This window comes from Cohnella sp. (assembly GCF_041641335.1).
Taxonomy (GTDB): Bacteria; Bacillota; Bacilli; order Paenibacillales; family Paenibacillaceae; genus Cohnella.
This window is the reverse complement of the sequence record NZ_JBEPYQ010000013.1, coordinates 65668-89336: the sequence shown is the minus strand read 5'-3', so window position 1 is coordinate 89336 and position 23669 is coordinate 65668. Positions and strand designations below refer to the sequence as shown.

Genomic DNA, 23669 nt, shown 5'->3' with positions numbered 1-23669 from the left:
CGGGCGGCTTATTGGGTATGATCAAGACAACGATCCCTTTCGAGCATCGAATCGGCATCGAGTAACAGGGTTCCATTCGGAAGGAGCGGCCGACGTTTGAAATACGCATTGCTTGACCGGGGAGATCGGTTATCCCGGGAATTATCGGAACAATTTCAGACCCAAGCGAAAGCAAGGGGATTGATCTACGACAAAGAAGCGCCGGACACCGTCGTCTCGATCGGCGGCGACGGCACGATGCTGCAGGCGTTCCACCGTTACAAAGAGTTGTTGGATCGCGTCGCCTTCATCGGGATTCATACCGGGCATCTGGGTTTTTACGCGGATTGGCAGAAGAACGAGCTCGTCGAATTACTCGACCTGATGGCGTCTTCCGAGCCGCGCAACATCCACTATCCTCTGCTGCACGTGGAAATCGATACGACCGAAGGCAAGGAAACGCACCTCGTGCTGAACGAGTTTACGCTGAAGAGTGGCGACGGCACGCTCGTGTCGGCGATTCACATCAATGACGAGCCGTTCGAGATGTTCCGCGGCGACGGCATCGTCATCTCGACTCCGACGGGCAGCACCGGCTATAACAAGAGTCTTGGCGGAGCCGTCATCCACCCGTCGCTGGAGGCGCTGCAGATCGCGGAGATCGCTTCGATCAACAACCGCGTGTACAGAACGCTCGGATCGTCCGTCATCCTGCCGAAGCATCACCACTGCGACATCGTGCCTCCCGATCCGGGGGAAGAGCTGATCATCGGCGTCGACCATATGCTTATGGCTTTGACCGGGGTCTGTTCGATCACGTGCAGAGTCGCCGAAAAGAAAGTCACGTTCGCCCGATACCGCCCCTTCACGTTCTGGAATCGCGTTCGCGAGGCGTTCATCGGTTCGGTATAATGTCGTAAATAAAAGGTGCATGCCTCTTCCCTTGCGTCAGGGAGAGATATGCACCTTTTGGTATAACATGCTTATGTTGGCTATTCGCTGGACTTGGAAGCGCCCGATTCCGGGCGGGGACTGCCTTCTGGCCGATTGCCCGGCTTGCCTCCGAAGCTTTTGCGGCGTCGATTCCGGCTCTGCCAATGGCCGTCGCGTCCGCCTTCGTTGCGGGCACCCTCGCTGCGGGAACCGTCGTTGCGCGCGCCCTCGCCGCGGGAGTTCTCATTGCGGGAGCCTTCACTGCGGCCTCCCTCATGGCGGAAGCTCTCGTTCCGTTGGCCTTCCTTACGGGCGTCCCCGCGAGAACCGTCTCCGCGGGAGCCTTCATGCCGCTGACCGTCCTTACGCGGCGCCCCATCGTTGCGCGAGCCTTCCCGAGGAGCTTGCGCATCCTGGTGGTTCTTATGTCCGCCTCGATAATGGGGCTTGTTCGGCGCTTGTCCGCCGCCTTGCCCCTGCCCTCTGCGCTCGCTTCCGGAAGATCCGTGGGAGCGTCCTTGCCGCTGGCCGCCGGATTCCTGGCCGTTCCTCGCATGGCTTCCCCGACCGGAGAAGGACGAGCCGCCGAAGCCTCGCTGGTCCCTGTCCTGCCCGGCGTTGCGCCGCTCCGCTTCGCGGCGTTCCGCATCCGCCGCGGCGCGAGCCACCGCGGATACGGTTACATTCGGAACGCGTACGGGACCGCCCGCGCGCTCCTTAAGCGGCCATCTCGTAATCGGTCCGCCGGCGCTGCTCAAGGCCGCAGCCGTCTCGGCCGCCTGGCCGCCCGTCTCGTTGAGGGCGACGGCGGCTTCCGGCGCTTCCTCCTTGACGATGACCGCGTCCGGCGGAAGGGCGTTGACGTCCAGCTTGGCCAGCACGAAATGGGCGCAGCCAAAATTGCAGTATTCGTTGATGTAATCGATGAAGTTGGAGATCGCGAACTCCTTGCCCGCCCGCGGATGCCCGTCTCTGTAGAAACCCCGGAGACGGAGCTGATTGTAACCCCAATCTCCGACGACGTAATCGAAGCGTTCGAGCACTTCGCTGTATCTCTCGCGAAAAGCTTCGGGATTCCACCCGTTCTTGTATTCATGGACCAGCGAGTAAGCGTTGCCTCCCGCCATGAAAATCATGTTACGCTCTCCTTCCGGAGACCGCTCGTTCTCGCCTCCGCGGATTTGACCTGCTCATGCGCATGGTAGGAGCTGCGGACGAACGGAGCGGACTCCACATGGGAGAATCCCCGCTTCAATCCTTCCTCCTTCAGCGCCGCGAATTCGTCCGGATGAACATATCTGACGACGTCCAGATGGGACGAGGACGGCTGCAAATACTGTCCGAGCGTCAAAATGTTGCAGTCCACCGCACGCAAGTCGTCCATTGCCTGCAGCACTTCCTCGAAGGTCTCCCCCAAGCCGAGCATAATGCTCGATTTCGTCGGGATGTTCGGCTGCATTTCCTTCGCTCTCCGGATGAGCTCCAGGGAACGCGGATATTTCGCTTTCGCCCGCACGCGGTTCGAAAGCCGAGCGACGGTCTCGATGTTGTGGTTCAGAATGTCCGGCTTCGCGTCCATTACGATCTGAAGCGAATCGCGGTTGCCCAGAAAATCCGGAATGAGCACTTCGACGCTGCAGAACGGCATTCTCTTGCGGATCGCTTTGATCGTCGCCGCGAAGATGGAAGCTCCGCCGTCCTTCAGATCGTCCCGCGCCACCGATGTGACGACGCAGTGTTTAAGGCCCATCTGCTCCGCGGCTTCCGCCACGCGCTCCGGCTCCTGTAAGTCGAGCTCGGTCGGCAGTCCGGTTTTCACCGCGCAGAAACGGCACGCCCTCGTGCAAATATCCCCGAGAATCATAAAAGTCGCCGTGCGGTTCGCCCAGCATTCATATATATTCGGACAACGCGCCTCTTCGCAAACCGTATGCAGCGTCTTGCTCCTCATTACTTGCTTCAGTTCCTGGTATGGCTCCCCGGTCGTCAGCTTGATTTTCAGCCATTCGGGTTTGCGCGGTTTTGCGCCTGTCGTCATAGGAATTCCCCTCTTTCTGTCCTCCTTATTATAGCACGATTCGGATAAAAACCAATGATCTGTAAAACCCTACTTCGTAGAAGTCGAGCTTGAGGAGGAGTCACGTTGCTACACGATTGGCGGAGATTGGGCCGCAGCTTCCGATTCGCGGTTATTGCGGCTCTCGTTGGTCTCATGTCGCTGGGGGCGGGCGAATGCGCGCCCGCCGCTCACGGCGCGGGCAAAGATAAGCCGTCGATGGCCGACGAATACGCGAAGCGGCGGAAGCTGTACGAGGCGATCAGCTTGCGCACCGGCTTGGAATGGCCCTTCATCGCGGCGATCGATCAGTATGAAAGGACGATGTCCCGGGCCCACCCGAAGACGAGACCGATTCGCGAGGACGCGGTTACAGGCGTATACGTTCCCGAAGAGCGCTGGAGCGGAGATTTGAATCCGACTGAGGAAGATACGAATCCCGTGTCCATCCGTTTTTTTCGCGGAATCGGCCGAGACGGCACGGGGGATAAAATCGCGGATCGCGGTAAGGACGAAGACCTGCTCTATTCCGTAACGGTTCAAGCGCTGCAGTACGGCAGCGCCGAGGACGACTTCAGCATCGGCCTGTGGGAATATTACCATAACACGCGCGCCGTCCAGCGCATTATGCAGTTCGCCAAGCTGTACAGGAGGTTCGACCGTCTGGACTTGTCCGGTCACGCCTTCCCTCTTCCTCTGAAAAGCACCTACTCGTACCGCAGCACTTGGGGCAACAAACGCGGGTGGGGCGGCAGGCGGATTCACGAGGGCACGGACATTTTCGCCGGATACGGCGTTCCGGTCAGAAGCACCTGCTACGGGGTCATCGAGATCAAGGGCTGGAACGCTTACGGAGGATGGAGAATCGGCATTCGCGACCTGAACAATCTGTACCATTATTACGCGCACTTGTCCGGCTTCGACAAAAATTTAAAGACCGGAGACATCGTCAGTCCCGGTCAAGTCATCGGTTGGGTGGGCAGCTCCGGCTACGGACGCCCCGGCACGCAAGGAAAGTTTCCTCCGCACCTGCACTACGGCATCTACAGGGATAGAGGGCTCGTGGAATGGGCGTTCGATCCTTATCCGCTGCTTCGCCGCTGGGAGAGCGAGGAGTACAAAGCATTGAAGAGGAAACGCTAGGCCGCGCTTCCCGCTGCGGCTCAACCGTATCCCCTTCGCTTCTCTCGTCGTAGGGCACTAGTCGGTCGGTATCCCGTTGGGTCAGGCGCAATACGGGCCGACATTTGACGGTATCCCGCTGGATCAGGAGCAATGCGGGCCGGCATTTGACGGTATCCCATTCGCTCAGACGCCGGCTTTTTGCCGGTGTCCCGCCGGATCAGGCGAAATGCGGGCCGACATTTGACGGTATCCCATTCGCTCAGACGCCGCTTTTTGCCGGTATCCCGTCGGATCAGGCGCAGTACTGGCCGGCATTTGTCGGTATTCCGCTCACTCAGGCAGGCCTGATTATCGGTTCATCCAGCCGCCGTCGACGCAGAGCACGTGTCCGTTCATGTAGTCGGAAGCCGCGGAAGCGAGGAAAATCGCCGGACCGACGAGATCCTCGTCCCCGCCCCAGCGTCCCGCCGGAATGCGTTCGAGAATTTGGCGGCTGCGGACCGGATCGTTGCGGAGCGCCTCCGTGTTGTCCGTCGCCATGTAGCCCGGAGCGATCGCGTTCACCTGCACGCCCTTGGACGCCCACTCGTTGGCGAGCGCCTTGGTCAGCCCGGCGACCGCGTGCTTGCTGGCCGTGTAGCCCGGAACGTTGATGCCGCCTTGGAAGCTGAGCATCGACGCGATATTGATGATTTTGCCGTGTCCCTGTTCGATCATCAGCTCTCCGGCGAGCTGGCACAGGACGAACACGGAGTTCAGGTTGACGTCGAGCACTTCTTGCCAATCGGAATAAGCGTGTTCGACCGCCGGAGCACGGCGGATGATGCCCGCGTTGTTAACGAGAATGTCCACTCCGCCGAACGTCTCCACCGCGGCGTCGAGAATGCTCGGAAGCTTGCTGCGGTCGACCACGTCCGCCTGAACGATGATCGCTTTGCGGCCGTACGCCTCCGCCTTCGCTTTCGTCTCTTCGGCAGGTGTGCGGTTGGTGACGAGCACGAGGTTCGCGCCGGCTTCCGCCAGACCGACGGCGATCGCTTGTCCCAGTCCTCTGCCTGCTCCGGTGACGATGGCCGTCTTGCCTGCCAGATCAAATCGGTTTCGTAGTTCCGAGTTCAATGTTCACTCTGCCTCCTTCTTCGTAACGGCGGCGGACCTCTTCGGGAAGTCCGTCGTCCGTAATGAGCAGGTCCAAATCCTCCAGCGCGGCGAACGTCTGCAGCGCGGCCCGGTCGAACTTGCTGTGATCGGCCACGCCGTAAACTTCCTTCGCTCCGGACAAATACGCCCGCTTTAAATCCAGCAGCTCTCCTGTAAACACCGACAGGCCGAACTTGTCGTGCACGCCCGTTGCGGACAGGAACAGCTTCTGCACGTTCAGGCGCGCAAGCCATTCCAGCGCGTCGTTGCCGACAAGCACGTTGCGGTGGCGGTACCCTCCCGGAACGACCAGCCGGATCTGCTCTTTCCCCATCAGCTCGCGCATAATCAGCAAATCGTTGGTCAGCACGGTGAGCGGCATGTCGGGCAGCTTCTTCGCGATCTCCAACGTCGTGCTGCCCGCGTCCAAAGCGATGACGTCGTCCTGGCGAATATAGCGCAGCGCTTGCGCGGCAATCGCTTCTTTTTCGAGGGAGTGCTTCGTATTCGGAATTTGCAGCGGCAGCATCGGGTCGGAAGCGTCCGAGCGGCTCACCGCTCCGCCGTGAATGCGCGTGAGCAGCCCTTTCTCCTCCAGCTTCTCCAGATCCTCGCGAATCGTCTTCGGAGTCACCTCGAACCTGTCGCTCAGCTCGGACACCTGCACGGCTCCGTTCTCCTGCAGCAATTCCAAAATCAATTGATGGCGCGTGATCGCAAGCATGTAGCGGTCGTTCCTCCCGACTTGGCAGTTGCTGCTATTTTAACGCATCCATCGCGACGACATCCATATCCTTGAACGTATAATTTTCCCCGGCCATCGCCCAGACGAATGCATAGCTGCTCGTGCCGGCTCCGGAGTGGATGGACCAACTCGGAGAAATGACCGCCTGCTCGTTGGCGACGACGATGTGACGCGTTTCATTCGGCTCGCCCATAAAATGGAATACTCTTGCGTCGGCGTTCATGTCGAAGTACAGATACGCTTCCATGCGGCGATCGTGTAGGTGGGCAGGCATCGTGTTCCATACGCTGCCCGGCTTGAACAGCGTGACGCCGAGCATGAGCTGGCAGCTCTGCACGCCGTTCTCGTGAATGATCTGATGGATCGTCCGTTCGTTGGACGATTCAAGCGCGCCGAGGTTCAGCGTGTTCGCTTCCTGCACCGATACTTTGCGCGTCGGGTACGTCGCGTGGGCGAGCGCTGAGGTAAAGTAAATTTTCGCCGGGTCGGACGGGTTCGCGCTGGACAGCGTCAGATTACGCGTGCCTTTGCCGACGTACAGCGTATCCAGCTTGCCGAGCGTATAGCGCTCGCCGTCCGCCTCGACGACCGCTTCTCCTCCGCCGATATGGATAAAGCCGACTTCCCTGCGCTCCAGAAAATAGTCCGTCTTCAGCACATCGGCCGCCTCGACCGTCAATGCGGCGTTAACGGGATGCGCTCCGCCGATAATCAAGCGGTCGTCGTGCGCGTATACCATTTTGATTTCATCCGCTTGAAACAATTCCTCGATCAAGTATTGCTGGCGCAGCCTCGCCGTGTCGTAATGCTTGGCGTCGGCCGGATTCGTCGAATGTCTGATTTCCATATGAGGGTCCCCTCCGATTAGGTTCGTTTTCGTTCGAATTCAGTATAACACACATTTTCGAACTTTTGTGAACGAGTTTGAAAATCGCACTCCCGCCCCGCTACCGTCCTGCCACCTTCAAGGCACTTTTTTGGCCTCCACGCTCCCGACCCGCCACCTTCAAGGCACTTTTTTGGCCTCCACGCCTCCGTCTCACCATCTCCGAGGCACTTTTTTGGCCTCCACGCCTCTGTCCCGACACCTTCAAGGCACTTTTTTGGCCTCCACGCTTCCGACCCGCCACCTTCAAGGCACTTTTTTGGCCTCCACGCCTCTGTCCCGCCATCCTGAGGCCCCCTCTCGTCCTGTAGAGTGAACCACCTCATCCTCGAACCCCCCGATCCTTGTTTCGATTTTGATTCGCAAACATGTGAAGAATATTGCAATCCCGTAAAACATATGTTATTTTACATGTACATAAACGAATTTCGGTCGTGAAGCACACGCCGCTCTTACCGGGTAATCGCCGGTCTGGGCGGCTTTTTATTTTCAGTTTGAAAGGATGCTGATACTGGTGGAGGAAAAAGAAATTGTTGCAGTTGATGAAAAATTCGGGGCGGCTTATGAAAAGTGGATGGCCGATCAACAAGCAAGCGGCACAAACGAGCGAAAGAATCGACTTGCGAATATCGATCATCATGCGGAGAAAATGTTTCTCGAAAAAGTATGGTGGCCCTCGTTCAAGCGCTTCGTCGGTTTGAGCGCGGAATACGAGGTGAACGATTTCAAGGACGGCCGTCGCTATCTAGACTTTGCCTACCATATGGCAGGTTATAAAATCTGCATAGAGATCGACGGCCATGGGACGCATTGGAAAAACATCGATCAACACAAATTCTCCGACCATCTGATCCGACAGAACCACTTGGTTCTCGACGGTTGGATCGTGTTAAGGTTTTCCTATGACGACGTTCGAGACAAACCTAGGCGCTGCCAGCAAATCATTCAGCAATTGCTCGGCAAACTAAGCGGTCTTCCCCCCGTTCAGCTCGCTCCGGTGGAGAAAGCTCTCTACGATTTGGCCTGCGTTACCAGCAATCCGGTCGCTCCCTTGCAGGCAGCAACGCGTCTGGGCATCCATCGCAAGACGGCAGCCAAGCATTTGCGCAAGCTTAGTGAGAAAGGAATGATGATCCCGCTCGCTGCCAATTCCAAAGATAAACCTGCCAGGACGATTCGCTATCAAGTTGTCCCTACGGATTTCCATGGCTTCCGAGCTCAATAAACCGCTGCAACCTTGTCTTTGTCTGCTCGAGAGTCCCGCAAGCCCGCCCGACGGCGCGTCGCCGCCGACTAAGGTCAAAAAAAGGGACAGGCCGCATGGCCCATCCCTCAGCAACTTCTCTTAAGCGCTACTCGCTCTGGAACAACGCGAAGCCGCCATCCGATCGCTTGCCCTTTCGCCTTACCGCAAAGCCGCCATCCGATCGCTTTCCCCTTCGCCTTACTCCGGAGTCCCCTGGGTCACTCCGTGAACATACGTTTGCCATGGAGTATCCAGAGCGCCCTGCCCCGGGTTGTAGGTAAAGAAGTATTCGACGATATCCCCGTAGTTCAGGTTATTGACAGGGTACGTATAGTTTCCGTTCCCCGTATGGGTCATCGCGACGTTAAGCTGTACGCCGTTGTTTACCTTGTAGTGCAGGTCGGCGAAGGTGGCGCCGTTGACGTAGAACAGCAGGTTGTCGCCCGTCTTCTTGAGGCCGCGCACCTCGTCGCCGATGACGATGACGGTCGGCGCGGCCGGTACGACCGTGACGGTGCAGACGGCCGTTTGGTTGCCGTCAACCGTCGTCACGGTAATCGTGGCCGTACCCGGGGCAAGCCCGGTCACGACGCCGCTGGCGTTCACGGAAGCGACGGCGGAGTTGGACGATGTCCACGAGACCTGCTTATTCGTCGCGTTGGACGGCGCTACGACGGCATTCAACTGGACGTTCTGGCCGACTTCAAGCTGGGCTGCCGTCTGATCCAATGAGACTCCGGTAACCGACACGTTGCCGGGATTCCCTCCCCCTCCAGGCTCATAAACCCGCACGTAGTCGACCTGCATCGTAGCCGGAATGTCGGAAGGGTCGGGAGTCAGTCCGCCGTCGAAGTGCCCGCCGACCGCCAGGTTCATGATGATGTAGAAAGGTTGGTCGAACGGAGCGTTCGGATTGTTAGGCGCCGCAACGGAATACCATTGATCCCGGGTGACTTTGAAGAAAAATTTGCCGTCCACGTACCATTTGAAATCGTCCTCTTCCCAGATCAACGTATAGACATGAAAATCGTTGGCGAACGTCTGCCCCTGCGGGAAGTGGTACTCTCCGGCAATATACCGGTTCACCGGCCACTGGCCGCCGAAGTGCACCGCGCCGCTCGTCGTCCCCGGCAAGCGCCCCTTCGCTTCCATAACGTCGATTTCCCCGGATGCTGCCCATGCGCCATAGACGGCGTCTTCCGGCAGCATCCAGAGCGCCGGCCAGATGCCGTTGCCCGTGGGCAGCTTGGCGCTGAAGTCGATTCTCCCGTACTGGAAGGAGAAGTGGTCCTTCGTGTTGATTTTACCGGAAGAATATTGCGCATATCGGTTAGGGTCCTGCGGGAACGATCGGGGATCGTTCAAGGCTCTGATGTTCAGCTTGCCGTCCTGGACGAATACGTTTTGAGCGCTGTTCGTGTAATGCTGCAGCTCCGCGTTGCCCCAGCCCCAGCTGTTAGGATCGTTGCTGATATAGTAGCCTTCCTCGTAGTTCCACTTGCTCGTATCGAGCTGAGCGCCGCCGAATTCGTCCTGCCAGATCAGCGTCATGCCGGGAATGGCCGGATCGCTTGGCGTTCCGATGGCGACATCCTCGTGATCGGAAACGTCCGGACGGGGAGCGTTCGGGTTTCCTATCAGCATATAGTAGACGTAGTTGCTGCCGATGCTGCCGCCTAACTGCCCGTTCAGCGGATAGCCGATCCGAATCTGCATGTCCTCCTGGATCGGCTGGAACCACAGTCCGTAAATATAGTCGGCCCAATAGCCCCATTGATTGGCGTCCGACATGTTGTTGTAGCCGTTGCCCGAGTACAGGAATCCGCTCTGGGCGGAATTGCCCAGCTCCACCCATTGTCCGCCGACGTTGATCTGGTACACAAAATTGCCCAGCTCCGTACCGATCGGAGCCCCGCCGTCAATCTTGGGCAGCGGTATGCCGATGGCGCCGCTCGCGTCCGCCGTATAGGTTGTTCCGTCATAAGCGGTAATCGTATACGAATTTCTTACCGGTTCGTTAAAAATAATCGTGTACGTCAAGCTGGCCGAAGAGGTTTTGGACTCCAATTTAACGTGAATGGACTCCGTTACCGTAAACCAGTAGCCTCCTCCCCCGTCGGTGAACTGACCGAAGTTGCTGTCGTAGATCCAGCCGCTGGCCGCGTTATTGTCGATGTCGATCCATGTGCCGGTGTTCACGGGTTTGACGTAGACCTTCAAGTCGTTGGCTACGGCCGCGAAAGGAATCGACGAATCGTTGTTGAAAATCGGATAGGTGAAGCCCGCGCCTCCCGTGAAGCCTGCGGTAATCTGCGGCCCTTGGGTAGGCGTCATGGAGCTGATGGTCGTTTGGTTGATGTTCTGAAAAACCAAGGTGTAATCCAGAGTAACCCCGTTGGCCTTGGAGTAGAGCCGGATCTCCGTCGTGGCGGAGAGAACGAACCAGAAGCCGTGGAAGCCGCCGTCGCTCCAGTGTCCCCAGTTCTGGTTGTAGACGTAGCCGCCGACGCTATCGATATCGACCCAGTTGCCGCCCGTCTTCACCTTGACGCCCAGATCGTCTGATACGTCGTTCCAACCGGCGGAGCCTCCGTTGAAAATCGGCATGACGAAGCCGTAGCTGGCCTGACCGACTCCCGATTTCGAGATGACGGGACCGTCCGCCGCCGAGAAGTAAGCCATGGAGGTAATCGCGGTCCCCGCCGCCTGAACCCGAGGCGTTGGCCATAGGCCCAAGCCAACCAACAGCAATGCCGCCAAGACCAAGCTTGCTGCCCTTTGCGTCCACCGTTTCTCCGCATGGCAATTCCGTTCCATAATTTGCCCTCCTTCAATACAAGTAGTTTCTTCGTTCCAATCGCGATTCCGCTAAAATACCGACCGACGACAGAAAACGCTTACAGATACTTGTTCCTGCAGGACAACTTTATTGTAGCGAACGGAATGCCCGGGCAAAAGGTTCAATATTTTTCATGATAACCCAATTTTTTGTTTTTTTCGAAATCGGCTCCCCGACGCTGCGGACAAAAGTCGAATCCGGCGGCTTCACAGCGCCGAGTCGCGATAACTGTCCTCCCGAACTTCATTTTGGCGAACCCGTTGCCTGTACTCCGTCGGCTGCATGCCCATCGCGTCCCGGAACGCCCGGATAAAGCTTTTGTAGCTTTCGTACCCGACCATGGCAGCCACTTCGACGATTTTGTGCTCGGTTTCGGCCAGCAGCCGCCGGGCTTTATCCAACCGTACGTCGCGCAAGTATTCCGCGAAGCCTTTGCCGATATTTTTCTTGAACAGGTTGGAAAAATAAGCGTAATTGAGCGATACGTGGTTGGAGACCATCGCCAAATCGAGCGGTTTATGATAGTTTTCATGGATAAAACGAATCGCTTCGTTCAAGTCCTGGGAATTGCGATAGCTGCACTTGAATTCGTAGTAAAACTGGTTCAGCCGAAGCAGCTGCTGCTGAAGCGCCTGGATATAATCGCGTATGCCCGGATAATCGTACAGATTGCGCAGACATTCGATATCCAGCGCCTCCTCCCCCATGTAAGGACGGATAACGCGTTCGTATTCCTCCAGCATCTGCACGATGGCTCGGCTGAGCTGCTGCGTATAACGCACGTGGTAGCGCTGAAGCACGTTTTTGTGGAAAACCGCGGAAATTCCTTCGGCGATTCTGCCCCCGTTTTTGGTGCCGACCAGTTGGAACAGCGCGTATAGCTCTTCGTAGGGAATTTGCCATTGCTGCTCGAGCCCCTCGATGTCGGCGGGCAGAATACAGCGCTTATCGGGAAATAGGTAGCTGTGCCGGTATAGCTCCATGACTTGCGTATAGCTGTCCGGCAGCTCCTTTAATCCCCGCTTGGGACCGGTGATGGCCGCGACCGCGCCGATCCGCTCCGCCTGAAGCGCCGCGAGCAGAGCCTCCGGATCCACGGAAGCGTCAACCGCCAGAATCAGATGCGGGCGATGCTGAAGACCGATGCATCCCTTCCTGCCGTATACCTGGTAGGCAATCGATTCGATGCTATGGGCGCCTCCGGCTCCCGGCTGATTAATCCGCATTTCTTCCCGGAACAGGCATAGGCGGTAGCCGTCCCACAGCTCCCGATTTTGCCCTTCGACCTGACCGATCCACTCGTCGCCGTTCGCCGCTCCTTGCATGAACATGCACAGCTCTTTTCGGTCCGTCTCCCTCGCCCGCCGGGAAATCCGCTTGATATTGCGCGACAGCTCCTGCCGCGTTCGAATCTCCTGCAACGCATGTTCGATCGAGGCTTGCAAATCTTCTCTCTTCACCGGCTTGAGCAGGTAGCCCTTGGCCCCGAGCCCGATCGCCTGCTGCGCGTAGGCAAAATCGCCATAGCCGCTAATGATCAGAAATTCGGCCTTCAAGCGTTCCTCTCTGGCGCGCGCCATAAGAGCCAGTCCGTCCATATCCGGCATTCGGATGTCGGTAATGACCAGTTGGATGTTGAATCGATGCAACGATTGCAGCGCTTCGACGCCGTTTCCGGCGCTGTGAATATCGCCCAGCTCCAGGGGAAACTGTCCCAGCATCGCCTGCAGCCCGTCGCGTATATGCTTTTGATCGTCCACGATCAAGACGTTGATCATGCCTACCATCCCCCAAGATTTTCGTTTTCCCAAGGCAAGCGAATGGTGACGCAGGTGTAGGAGCCCTGCACGCTATCTATCCCAAGCCCGCAGCTTTTGCCGTAGTGCAGCTGCAGACGTTTATGCACGTTTTCCAGACCCAACCCGTTTTTGCTGGCGACGATCGGCGTGTCGGAGTCCCCTTGCAGTACGGCTTGCAGGTCGGCGAGCGCCTGCGGGTCGACTCCGGCGCCGTCGTCGCGGATTTCGACGAGCAGCAGGCTGTCGTTTTCCACCCGGACGGCGATTTCGATGCGCACACTGCCGCCCCGCGGAGCCGCGTGATGGACGGCGTTTTCGACGATCGGCTGCATGCACATTTTAGGAATGGCATAGCGCAGCACGTCCTGGGGCAGATCCGCCGTCAATTCGAAGCTGCTGCCTTCCATGAAGTTAATGAACCGCACGTAGCTTTGGATGTTGGCCAATTCCTCTCCCAAGGCTACGGTATCGCTGCGCCATTTCATGCTGTAGCGAAGCAGCGAACCGAGCGACACGAGCGCATCGGCGATGGCGGGCTGCCGCTGTACCTCCGCCAGCATGCGGATCGATTCCAGCGCGTTGTACAGAAAATGCGAATTGATCTGCGAATGCAGCGAATGGAGCTGCGCGTTTTTGGCGATCAGCTGCTTATCGACGACCTGCGTCATCAGACGCTTGATTTCGTCCAGCATATTGTTGTAGCTGACGGCTACTTCGTCGATTTCGTCTCCGGCTTCGTTTTCTCCCAACCCGGTATCGATCTTCGCGTCCAACTGTCCTTGCCGCACCTTGCGCATGGAAGCCAGCACTCGGTTTAATCGGCGGAAAATACGGCGGGTCGTATGCGAAACGAGGAGCAGCATCATCAGAAGCACGCACAGCGTGATCGCCACCACCCATACGTACCAGCTGCGCGGCCCTTCCATCAGCGCTTGATGGGAGGCGACGTCCACCACGTAGGCGTTCAAGGGCGCAATATAGCGGTAAATCGCGTAATACGTATGATCCCCGGCTTCGACCTTGATCGGGCTTTTCTCCTGCAGCATATCCAGTTGCCCGTGAATGCGGGCCAAAATGTTTTGCAGATCTTCGCCGGCATTCGCGGCAAACGAATGCTCCGGGTTATATACGAAGCGAGAAGGGTCCTTGCCGTCCATGACGACGGAAAAGAAATCCCCTCCGGTCTCTTCCAACAAGTCGCTGAAAAACTTGCCGTGCCCGATGCGGATTTCCATAATGCTCGGATGCTTGTTCTGCTGGCCCTGAAGGCGCACGAGCCGGTAGTAGGAAAGCGTATGCTCGCCGTCCTTCAATGCGAACAGGCGATAGGCCGAGCCGCCTTCCTCGCGCAGCGAGACCCAGTAATCCTGCGGCCAAAACCGGTCGTAATGGTAGATTTCAGGCCATATTTCGTACAAGTCCGGATTATCGACATAGAAGCTTAGCTCGTCGATCGACTCGTTGCTTTTGATCATGTTGTGCATTTGCTCGAATTGGTTTTGCCTGAATTTCACGAGACGCAAGCCGTCCGCGCGCATGTTCGAATGAATGAAGTCGATAAAGGCCTTCTGGATCAGCGCGGTGGAGGAAGCGTTTTCAACCATGTTCATCCTGCCGCGCAGCCGTTCGTCCAGCCGCGAAACATGGCTGCTCCCGGCAGCCATGGCCTCTTCGTACAGCTGGGTTTCCTTGAAGCGGATAAACAAAAAAGAAACCGCGATGGCAGGGATGGCGATCATCAGGCTGAAGGCCAAAAACAGCTTTCGCGAAATGCGGGAGTTTCGGTAGATTCGTTTTATTTTCGTCAACGGAGCCTTCAATTCGATGCCCTCCCCACCTCCATAATATACCATATCTCGATGCGCGGACGTTAGGGTTGCCGGCATTGGCGGGGAATGGGGTTGTCTCGTAAGACGTCAGGGAGCAAGGCATAGAATCACCGATAATGAAGTACGGGATATGTACCTTCTTCCGCTGCTGATACGGTCATTAAATCTGAATAGTAAACCCGTAACAGGGTAATTTCATGACCGTATGAGGCAGACGCTTCGCTCTCCAAAAGATACATATCCCTTCCCTGTCTCGATGATCTCATTTGCCTGACTACGAGACAACCCCACCGCCGCTCAGCGCCGCGCTTTATTCAGCCATTTTGGCTTTGCGGGCGTCCAGCTCGGTCTGGCGATAAGCCATGACCTGGTCGAAGCCGTAATTGTCGCGGCGGGTCAGGTAATTTTCGAAGATTTTATCGAAGGCGGCTTCGTCCTTGGCGGTGATCAGCTCGGGAAGCGTCTCTTCCCAGTTCTGGGAGATGCGCGACCAGGACACCGCGACCTCGGAATCGCCGAGCGGATCGAGGTTCTTGTAGATGCCGCTGTCGATGTCGGCCTGCGCGTTGGCGAAGTCCTCCATTTGCTTGATGACGGGCGCTTTCTCCGGTCTCCATTGGTTGACGATGACCGGGTTGCGCATCATCCAGTACGTATCCATAATGCCGTATTCCTTTTCCAGCTTCTCGATATCGGTTTCGAGCAGCTGCGCCATTTCAGACTTCAATTGCGGCTTGCCGTCCTTCAGCTCCCACGTCTCGCCTTCTTTGCCGAGAAACAAGTCCCGCTGTCCTTCCTCGCTGGCCAGGTAAGTCAGGAAACGGATGGCGCGCTCCGGATGTTTGGTCGACTTGCTGATCATCGTCACCATCCAACCGTCCATGTTGCCGGGGAACAGCTTGGCGCTGTCGCCATTGCTGTTCTGCGGTCCGTCGACCGCGATGTAGTACGACTCCGGGTTGGCGCTCGCGGCCAGCATCGGGTTGACGGCGGTCATCCCCGTCCATTCGCGGATCATCATGAAATAGCGGGCGTTGTTCGTTTTCTCCTCCACCTGAGTATCGGAATCGACCAGGAAGTCGACATTGATCAGTCCGCGCTCGTAGGCGGTACGGAACGTTTTCAGCCAGGCGACGTAGTCGGGATCGGTAAAGCGGTCGTACACTTTGCCGTCTTTCTCATACGGAACGGCCAGCAGGTTTTGCAAATACTCGGTCATCCCGTAAGGAACGTTGCCCTGCGCGAAGAACGGGCTCATCGGCTGGCCTTTGTACTGGGAATATTGATCCTTCAGCAGTTGCAGCGCGTTCAGGAAGCCTTCCCGCGTCGTCAGATCCGGGCGGCCCATCTCCTCGTACAAATCCTTGCGCACGAGGAACGTCTGGTTGGCGGCGGTCATGCCGGTTTCATGCATCAGATTGGGGCTGTAGGAGTCGTTGGGCACTCCGTACGTGTTGCCGTTTTCCTGGCGATACCACTTCAGCGTGCCGTCGCCCGCCACCTTGAAGAAATACGGATCGTACTGCTCGGCCAGCTCGTTCAGCGCGTACACGTGGTCGCCTTCCCACAGCTTCTTGACAGCGGTTTCCCAAGAGCCCATGCTGATCAGGTCCGGCAGCTTGCCCGACGTCATCATCAGCGTCGCCTGCTCGTTGGCGTCGCCGGACGGAACCTCGATTTTAACGTTGACGCCCGTTTTTTCCGTGATGTGCTTGGAGTTCAGGCTGTCCCCCCAAGTGCGGCCGTACCAAGAAGCGCCTACGAACCAGGTCAGATCGACGGGACTCGTATCCAGCTGCCATGCGGCTGCGTCGGGATTCGGCGCCGTCTCCCCCGAAGAGGTCGCGGACGGAGATTGCGAGCTGGCCGAAGGCTGGGCGCTCGGCTTGCTCTCCTCGGATTTGGAGCATGCGGCCAGGAGGCCGAGCGAGAGAATCGCCGTCAAAATAAGAGACGCCCCCTGTTTCATCGATCTACGCATCATTGCATGATCATCCTTTCTCTGCTGCTAATGATATATTTTTTAATCACCCTTTAATAGCGCCGATCATGACCCCTTTGACCAGATAGCGCTGAATGAAGGGATAAAACGCCAGAATGGGCAGCGTGGCGACCATCATCGAAGCGAACTTGATGGAATTGCCGGGCAGCCGCGCGCCGAATTGCGCCATCGCCTGCTGCTGCATGAAGGACATCGAATTTTCCGCGATAATCTTGTACAGCATCGTCTGCAAGGGCAGCAGTTCCTGGGTGCGGATGTAGATGACGCCCTGATAATAATCGTTCCAGTGATAGACGGCCGAGAAGAGCGAGATGGTGGCGATGACGGCCATACTGTTGGGCAGCACGATTCGGAACAGGACGCCGTAGTCCGATGCCCCGTCCACCTTGGCGGATTCCTCCAGGCTTTCCGGAATCGTGCGGAAGAAGCTCATGAAGATGACCATATTGAAAAAGGTGTACATCCCCGGAATGACGAATACCCAGAAATTGTCGTACAGTCCCAGCTTCGTCATCAGCAGAAAGGTCGGAATCAATCCGCCGGAGAATAGCATCGTAATCAGGGCGATCCGCATATAAAACTTGCGCCCGATCAGGTTGGATCGGCTCATGCCATAGGCCACGATCGCGGTGAACAGCACGTGCGCCGCCGTTCCGATCACCGTCCGCAGCGTTGTGATGTAAAAGCCGTTCATCAGGTTTTTATCGTTAAACACCACTCGATAGCTGTCCAGCGACCAAGCCTCGGGAAACCAGTTGATCGTGCCCAGCAGCGCCCGTTCCGGCGCGTTCAGCGAGTTGATGAAGACGAACCACATCGGATAGAGCGTAATAAAGCAGACGGCCAGCATCAGCAGCGTATTGCCGACCTCGAATAGTCCGACTCGCCGAAACCTTCCGCGCGATTCCATCGCTATCGTTTTCCCCCCGTTCAAAAGATGCTTTCGCCGCTTAGTTTTTTGGACGTGTAGTTGGCGAGCAGCAGCAGTCCCAGCGCCACGAGGGAGCGGGCGAACAGCACCGCGGTCGAGAAGGAATGTCGTCCGGATACCAAGCCCATGTTGTAGATGTACAGATCCAGGCTTTCCGCCATCCTCATGTTCATGTTGTTTTTCAGCATGAAAATCTGTTCGAAGTTGCTGCCCAGCATGCCGCTGACGGCGAGAATGAACAGGATGGCGATCGTCGGCCGGATGCACTGGATGGTGATGTGCCACATGCGCTGCCAGCGGTTGGCTCCGTCCAGCTCCGCGGCTTCGTACAGCGCGGGATCGATGCCGGCTATGGCCGCGATATAGATGATCGCGCTCCAGCCCGTTTCCTTGAGCACGTCGGAGAAATAGACGATCCACCAGAAATACTGAGGATCGCTGTTGTACAAGATCTCGCGATCCTGAATGCCCAGCGCCATCATCAATTGGTTCATGACGCCGCCCTCGCCCAGCCAGTTGAGCAGAATGCCGCCGAAGATCGTCCAGGCGATAAAGTGCGGCAAGTACGAAATCGTCTGAACCGCACGCTTGAAGCGAAGGCTTCGGATCTCGTTGAGCAGCAGCGCGAATAGAATCGGAATCGGAAATCCGAGCGCCAGCTTGATCGCGCTCATGCCCAGCGTATTGCGGATCGAGCGCCAAAACCGGTCGTCCGCGGCGAAATCCTCGAAGTGCTTCAGCCCGACAAGAGGCGATTGCAGCATCGGCTTGGCGATACTGTAGTCCATAAAGGCGATAATCAGCCAGAACATCGGGATGTAGCAGAAGACGAACATCCAGACGATGCCGGGAATGACCATGCTCTGAACCTGCCACTGTCTAAAAAACGCTTTCATCTGTCCGGATCTGTGTTGGCTCATCTTGACTGCCTCCTTCCCTTTCATCGTAAAAAACCGCGCATCTTAAAAAAAGACCACGGTTTTTGAAGCCATCCCATTTTTTTAGATTCGTTTGACTGGCCTGCGAAATTCAGTATTCTGGGAGTATACGGAGAGGGGTGCGAAGGGATGAGCAAGCTTTTGTGGGAACAGGATTTCCGTAACGGCAGCACCGATCTGAGCTTATGGAACATTCGTCTTGGCAACGATCTGCTGGACGACGACGGCAATGCGATAGATCCGGGGTGGGGCAACGGGGAACGGCAGTTTTATACGGGGGATCCGGGCAATCTGTACATCGACGAATCGGGGCTGAACTTGTGCGCCCGCCGCGAAACGGTCGAAAAGGACGGGCGCAGCTTCTCCTATACGTCCGCGCGCCTAGATACGAGGGATCGCTTCTCGTTCCGCTACGGCAAGCTGGTCGTCCGCGCCAAGCTGCCGGTGGGAGACGGGCTGTGGCCGGCCATCTGGCTGCTTCCGCAGGACAAAGCCTACGGCGAATGGCCCGCTTCCGGCGAGATCGATATGATGGAAGCCAGAGGTCGCCTGCCGCGGCAAGTATCCGGAACGCTGCATTACGGGAAGGATTGGGATCATAAAGTGACCGACGAATCCTCCCATCAGCTGGAGAACGGAACGATTAACGAGTTTCGCGATTACGGGCTCGAATGGGACGCCGGCTCTATCCGCTGGCTCGTGGACGGACACTGCTTCGCCGAACGCCGCCTGGAGCCGGGCGTCATGCCGTTCGACCAGCCTTTCTACCTGGTCGTCAACCTGGCCGTCGGCGGGTGGTTCGACAACGTGGACATAGACGAATCGGCGCTGCCGGGGGTCATGACCGTGTCCGGCATCTGTCTCTACGAGTAGGCTGTCGCGGCGCGCGAGAAACTCAAAAAATCCGCTCTCCCCGAAGCTTTCGGGAAAGCGGATTTTTTTGAGTTCAGTGCCTCGCCCCTGCTTGCGGCGACGGAGCGGGCGAAGGTGCGGGCGCGGCGTCAGCGCCGGGAAGAGGCAGGGCGATCGCCGGAGCTTGCGCGGCGCCGCTGCCGACCGGCTGGCCGCTGCCGTCGTAGTAGTAGGACGGCACGTCTCCGACGACGAGGGCGTAGGAGAGCGGGATTTTCGTCTCCACGATTTCCGGTTCCCGATCGAAGGGGATCACGACGGCGATCTCCGTACGGATGCGCACGAACACTTCGACCAGAAGCATGTTGATGCCGGCTTCCCTCTGGTCCAGCCCGACTTCCGCTTTAATGACGCTGGCCGGGTGGAACTTCACGGCGACGCTCGGGCCGATGGACGAGATGAGCGGACTGTTCAGCGCATGACCGATCGGAATTCGCTCCGGAACGTCCTCGTGCGCCTTGAGCGAACGTTCGACGACATCGATCGTCTTCGAGGTAATCGCCATCTGCTGCTTGTAATCCAGCTCGAAGCCGGTAATTTTCCCGTCTCCGTTCGTGCGCCAATGAATCATTTTGTCCGATTCGGCCGCGCGGGCGAACTCGGCCTTGATTGCCGCGTTAATCGCATCGGTTGCGAGCTGATTCACTTTGACCTTCGCCAGAAACATAAGCGGCTGCCTCAGCTCCCGGTCGAGGAAGATCATCCCCTGAATGACCGCCAGCGCGATCAGCAGCAGCGCTATGATCCATATGTGCTTGCGTTTCATTCGCGGACCTTGGCGCTTCGTCGTCCACCTCTTCACCGGCGTATGGGCCGGACCGGAGCCGACGTTCCCTCCCCCGAAGCGCCTCCCCGTTCCCCACTTGCGCAGAGTCGGCTTGGACGGAGACGACCCCATCCGCGGAAAAACCGCCTTCCTCCCCCATCTGCGCGGAAGGGGCTTGATCGGCCTGAGCGGCGAGCCGTTCCCGAATAAATTGATTTGAAACCCTCTGCCCCATTTTTTTCGCATCGCTTAAACCTCCCTACGTAGGCCCCTGTCGGGGTCGTCCCGGGATTCCATGGTTCAAGTTTATGCTTGTCGCAGGGTAAAAAGAAGCCGCCCTACGCCTGGTTCCTGTATTTAAGCGGAGTCGTTCCGATGACCTTCTTGAACAACTGCACGAAGTACGACGCATCGGGCAGCCCGACCTCGGCCCCGATTCGCTCTACCGGCAGCGTCGTCGTCTGCAGCAGCCGGCAGGCGTGCTTGATCCTTCGCGCCGTCAAGTAATCGGTCAAGCTGCCGCCGGTCTCGCTGCGGAAGACGCGGGACACGTAGAACTTGGACAGATGCATCTCCTCCGCGATCCGTTCGAGGCTGATTTCTTCGGTGAAATGCTCCTCGATCCAGCGCATGATCTTTTCCGAATAACGAAGCGGCCTGCGGACGATTCTCGCGGGGTCCACCTGGCGCAAGCTTTGGTCCACCTCCTGCACGACGCCGAGCAGCTGCAGCAGAATCAGCGCGTCGTCCTCTTCCGAAGACCGGCCTTCTCCGGCGCCGCCCCCCTCGTACCGTTGAAATATCTGCTCCATATAGTCGACGTGCTCCCGCAAATCCCAGGCGAACATCGCATCCCGCTCCTCCCAGAGCCGCCGGAGCACGCCGTATCGCTGCGGGAAGACTTGCAGCTTGTCGGCCATTTCCTCCGGAACGAAATGCAGCTTCGTTCGGATATAGGGCCGCTCTCGGCTCGGCTTGGGATACACTTTGTGCAAATGAAACGGCTGGAACACGAACAGCATCCCCCGCCTCATCTCGTAAGCGATCTGATTCACGATGACCGCCCCTTCCCCTTCATGGACGAAAAGCATCTCGAAGCACGGATGCCAATGGTAATAGCCCGGGAACGGCGCGTCGCTGCTCATCCGATGATCCCAGACGATGCGCCTGCCTCCGAACGAAATCGGCGTGAACAATCGTTTCATTTTCTCCCCCGCTTAGGGCGTGTACGCAAACCCGCTCAGGGGCATCTTTCACCGCCTTTTCGCCCCCTGCTTCGTCACTTTTGCTTGACGTACCCCAGTACGCCTTCACAAAAGTTCCTTGCATGGAACGAAAATTCAGCAACATCTGCTATCCTCGGAGTATGCATACACGCCCTAGGACAAAATCGCAACATTTTCACATATCGTACCACAACTTCGGCGAGCCGGGTCAAGCTATAATCCACTTAAAAAGGAGGAATCGACGAGATGGACAAAGCTTATTTGGAACAAACGTGGAGCAAGCTTGAGGGGAAAGTCGATCGCATGATCGCCCAGCTTGGCGGCAAAACGCCCCATGTAGCCGGAGCTGACGGCAAGTACGACGATACGCCGATGGAATGGTGGACTTCAGGGTTCTGGGCGGGCATTCTGTGGGTTATGTACGACATGACCGGCAAGGAGCACTACAAGGAAGCCGCTTGGAACCGGGACGTTAAAATGGAGGAGCGGTTCGTACAGAAGGCGCAAAACTTCCACCACGACGTCGGCTTTCAGTTTCTGTCCACGGCCGTCATCAAGCACGCAATTACAGGAGACTCAGAAGGGCTTCGCAGGGGGCTCGATGCGGCGAATTTCCTCGCCTCCCGCTTCAATCTGGCAGGGAATTTTCTTCGCGCCTGGAACGGCGACAAGCTCGGCTGGTCGATCATCGACAGCATGATGAATGTTTCCCTGTTGTTCTGGGCGAGCGAGACGACCGGGGATCCCCGCTACAAGCAAATCGCCGTCCGCCATTCGGAGACGACAATGAAATACGGCGTTCGCGAAGACGGCTCCACGAACCACATTATTTCCTTCGATCCGGATACCGGCGAATACATCGAATCGTTCGGCGGACAGGGGCTCGCGCCGGATTCGACTTGGAGCCGCGGCAACTCCTGGGCGCTGCACGGCTTCGCGAACGTCTACCGCTACACGGGAGACGCCCGCTTCCTGAACGAAGCCAAGCGGGTCGCCCACTATTTCATCGCCGCGCTTCCCGACGATCATGTGCCTTACTGGGATTTCCGGCTCGAATCGCTCGAAGGCATGTCCCGCGACAGCTCGGCCGCGGCCATCGCCGCCTCCGGACTGCTGGAGATCGCCGATGCCGTTCCCGCGGGCGAGAAACGGCTGTACGCCGACGCCGCCGAGCGGATCTTGCGGTCGCTTACAGAGAACTATGCGACATGGGACCGGCCGGATCATGAGGCGATTCTGCTGCATGCCACCGGCAGCGGCACGGTCAATATCGACACGTCGCTCATCTACGGCGATTACTATTATATAGAAGCATTAGCCAAGCTCAGAGGATGGAAGCGGCGGATCTACTAAGCTGCTGGGCGGCTACCCGTCCGACAACAACTGTCCGAGAAGCTCGTAGGAACGAAGCCTTGCCCGGTAATCCGCGATCATCGTGACGACGATGAACTCGTCGATACCGTACAAAAGGGCGAGCGATTCCAACTGGCCGCGAAGACTGCCCGGAGATCCCGCGAGCAGTCTTCTTGCGGTCGGAGACCGCCCTTCTCCTTCCTTGGCGGCAGTCGCTCCGCGGAACAATTCGGACGAGGCGAGACGCTCCGCCTCCTCGTCGGTGTCCGCGCATACGATGCCGACCGCGACGAGGGCGCACGGTTCCGGACACAGCGGAGAAGGAACGAATCCATCGCGATACGCCCGAAGCGCCTCCTCCCCGGAAGAGTCGCTCATGAACTGGCCGAACGCATAACCCGTTCCGAACCGCGCGGCGTAAGCCGCGCTCTTCTTGTTCGTGCCGAGCAGCCAGGGCCAAGGCGGCTCGGGCGGAATCGGACGCGCCGCCACCGGCCGGCCGTCGTACTCGTATTTCTCTTGGAGCAGCCGCATCAGATCGTCCAGCAGTTCGGGCATTTTGCCGACGTTCTCGATGAAGTTGCCGCTGAGCGCCAGACTCGCTTCGCCGGAGCCTCCCGGCGCCCTTCCCAGCCCGATATCGATTCGCCCGGGATACAGGCTGGCGAGCATATGAAACGACTCCGCCACCTTGAGCGGCTTGTAATGAGGCAGCAGCAAGGCGCCGGAGCCGAGCCGTATGCGCTCCGTTTTCGCGCCCACGTGAGCCAGCAGCACTTCGGGGGAAGTGCAGGCCAGCCCGGGCATATCATGATGCTCGGCCACCCAATACCGTCTGTAGCCGAGCCGTTCCGCCATTCGGGCCAGCTCGACCGCCTGTCCGAGCGCATTAGGCGCATCGGCTCCGTCCAGCACGGGAACCAAATCCAGCACGCTTAGTTGGAGCTTTCTCGTCTTCATCGTT

General features: G+C 57.9%; 18 protein-coding genes and 1 pseudogene. 5 read left to right on the top strand and 14 right to left on the bottom strand.

Annotation, left to right across the window (positions count from 1 at the left end; translation table 11 throughout):
* Positions 1-96 precede the first annotated feature (96 nt).
* Complete coding sequence (locus ACESLM_RS06275) at positions 97-891, top strand: NAD kinase (RefSeq protein ID WP_372630716.1); 795 nt, start codon at positions 97-99, stop codon at positions 889-891.
* An 80-nt stretch (positions 892-971) separates the two neighbouring features.
* On the opposite strand, the gene ACESLM_RS06270 is transcribed toward ACESLM_RS06275, so the two are convergent.
* Positions 972-2048, bottom strand: coding sequence for a YutD-like domain-containing protein (locus ACESLM_RS06270; RefSeq protein ID WP_372630715.1), 1077 nt, complete (start codon positions 2046-2048; stop codon positions 972-974).
* Positions 2045-2965, bottom strand: a pseudogene (lipA, locus tag ACESLM_RS06265) (lipoyl synthase); the annotation flags it as partial. The gene ACESLM_RS06270 and the pseudogene lipA, both read right to left, overlap by 4 nt.
* Before the next feature lie 159 nt (positions 2966-3124).
* Between lipA and ACESLM_RS06260 the strand changes: the two are divergent.
* Complete coding sequence (locus tag ACESLM_RS06260) at positions 3125-4111, top strand: M23 family metallopeptidase (protein WP_372630730.1); 987 nt, start codon at positions 3125-3127, stop codon at positions 4109-4111.
* A 330-nt stretch (positions 4112-4441) separates the two neighbouring features.
* Here ACESLM_RS06260 and kduD read toward each other — a convergent pair whose 3' ends face one another.
* Genes kduD through kduI form a run of 3 tightly spaced genes read right to left on the bottom strand, consistent with a single transcriptional unit; the run spans position 4442 to position 6825 of the window.
* The gene (gene kduD, locus ACESLM_RS06255) at positions 4442-5212 is read right to left on the bottom strand and encodes a 2-dehydro-3-deoxy-D-gluconate 5-dehydrogenase KduD (protein WP_372630714.1); all 771 of its coding nucleotides are present in this window, start codon (positions 5210-5212) and stop codon (positions 4442-4444) included.
* Positions 5184-5957: a DeoR/GlpR family DNA-binding transcription regulator gene (locus ACESLM_RS06250; protein WP_372630713.1), complete on the bottom strand. Its 774-nt coding sequence runs from the start codon at positions 5955-5957 to the stop codon at positions 5184-5186. The genes kduD and ACESLM_RS06250 overlap by 29 nt, the downstream gene beginning before the upstream one ends.
* A 34-nt stretch (positions 5958-5991) precedes the next feature.
* On the bottom strand, positions 5992-6825 hold the full coding sequence (gene kduI, locus ACESLM_RS06245; RefSeq protein ID WP_372630712.1) for a 5-dehydro-4-deoxy-D-glucuronate isomerase: 834 nt from the start codon (positions 6823-6825) through the stop codon (positions 5992-5994).
* A 553-nt stretch (positions 6826-7378) separates the two neighbouring features.
* Between kduI and ACESLM_RS06240 the strand changes: the two genes are divergently transcribed.
* Positions 7379-8089 carry a DNA-binding response regulator gene (locus ACESLM_RS06240; protein ID WP_372630711.1) on the top strand — a complete coding sequence of 237 codons (711 nt, stop codon included), beginning with the start codon at positions 7379-7381 and terminating at the stop codon, positions 8087-8089.
* Positions 8090-8308: 219 nt separating this feature from the next.
* On the opposite strand, the gene ACESLM_RS06235 is transcribed toward ACESLM_RS06240, so the two are convergent.
* The 6 genes from ACESLM_RS06235 to ACESLM_RS06210 form a co-directional block, all read right to left on the bottom strand.
* Positions 8309-10927 (bottom strand): family 16 glycosylhydrolase, encoded by a 2619-nt coding sequence (locus ACESLM_RS06235; RefSeq protein ID WP_372630710.1) that lies wholly within the window; start codon positions 10925-10927, stop codon positions 8309-8311.
* Positions 10928-11155: 228 nt separating this feature from the next.
* A complete protein-coding gene (locus ACESLM_RS06230; RefSeq protein ID WP_372630709.1) occupies positions 11156-12727 on the bottom strand; it encodes a response regulator transcription factor in 1572 nt (523 codons plus the stop codon).
* Positions 12728-12729: 2 nt separating this feature from the next.
* On the bottom strand, positions 12730-14568 hold the full coding sequence (locus ACESLM_RS06225) for a sensor histidine kinase (protein ID WP_372630708.1): 1839 nt from the start codon (positions 14566-14568) through the stop codon (positions 12730-12732).
* Positions 14569-14887: 319 nt separating this feature from the next.
* A complete protein-coding gene (locus ACESLM_RS06220; protein WP_372630706.1) occupies positions 14888-16561 on the bottom strand; it encodes an extracellular solute-binding protein in 1674 nt (557 codons plus the stop codon).
* Between the two features lie 43 nt (positions 16562-16604).
* On the bottom strand, positions 16605-17489 hold the full coding sequence (locus tag ACESLM_RS06215) for a carbohydrate ABC transporter permease (RefSeq protein ID WP_372630704.1): 885 nt from the start codon (positions 17487-17489) through the stop codon (positions 16605-16607).
* A 20-nt stretch (positions 17490-17509) separates the two neighbouring features.
* A complete protein-coding gene (locus ACESLM_RS06210; RefSeq protein WP_372630702.1) occupies positions 17510-18430 on the bottom strand; it encodes an ABC transporter permease in 921 nt (306 codons plus the stop codon).
* A 147-nt stretch (positions 18431-18577) separates the two neighbouring features.
* On the opposite strand from ACESLM_RS06210, the gene ACESLM_RS06205 reads away from it, so the two are divergent.
* Positions 18578-19321, top strand: coding sequence for a glycoside hydrolase family 16 protein (locus tag ACESLM_RS06205; RefSeq protein WP_372630701.1), 744 nt, complete (start codon positions 18578-18580; stop codon positions 19319-19321).
* Positions 19322-19394: 73 nt separating this feature from the next.
* Here the strand turns inward: ACESLM_RS06205 and yunB are convergent, their stop codons facing one another.
* Positions 19395-20372, bottom strand: a complete 978-nt coding sequence (gene yunB, locus ACESLM_RS06200; protein ID WP_372630699.1) for a sporulation protein YunB — start codon at positions 20370-20372, stop codon at positions 19395-19397.
* Between the two features lie 92 nt (positions 20373-20464).
* Positions 20465-21331: an AraC family transcriptional regulator gene (locus ACESLM_RS06195; protein ID WP_372630697.1), complete on the bottom strand. Its 867-nt coding sequence runs from the start codon at positions 21329-21331 to the stop codon at positions 20465-20467.
* A gap of 267 nt (positions 21332-21598) precedes the next feature.
* Between ACESLM_RS06195 and ACESLM_RS06190 the strand changes: the two genes are divergently transcribed.
* Entirely contained in the window at positions 21599-22705 is a 1107-nt protein-coding gene (locus ACESLM_RS06190) for a glycoside hydrolase family 88 protein (RefSeq protein WP_372630695.1), read from the top strand.
* A gap of 12 nt (positions 22706-22717) precedes the next feature.
* On the opposite strand, the gene ACESLM_RS06185 is transcribed toward ACESLM_RS06190, so the two are convergent.
* A complete protein-coding gene (locus ACESLM_RS06185) occupies positions 22718-23665 on the bottom strand; it encodes an LLM class flavin-dependent oxidoreductase (protein ID WP_372630693.1) in 948 nt (315 codons plus the stop codon).
* Positions 23666-23669 lie beyond the last annotated feature (4 nt).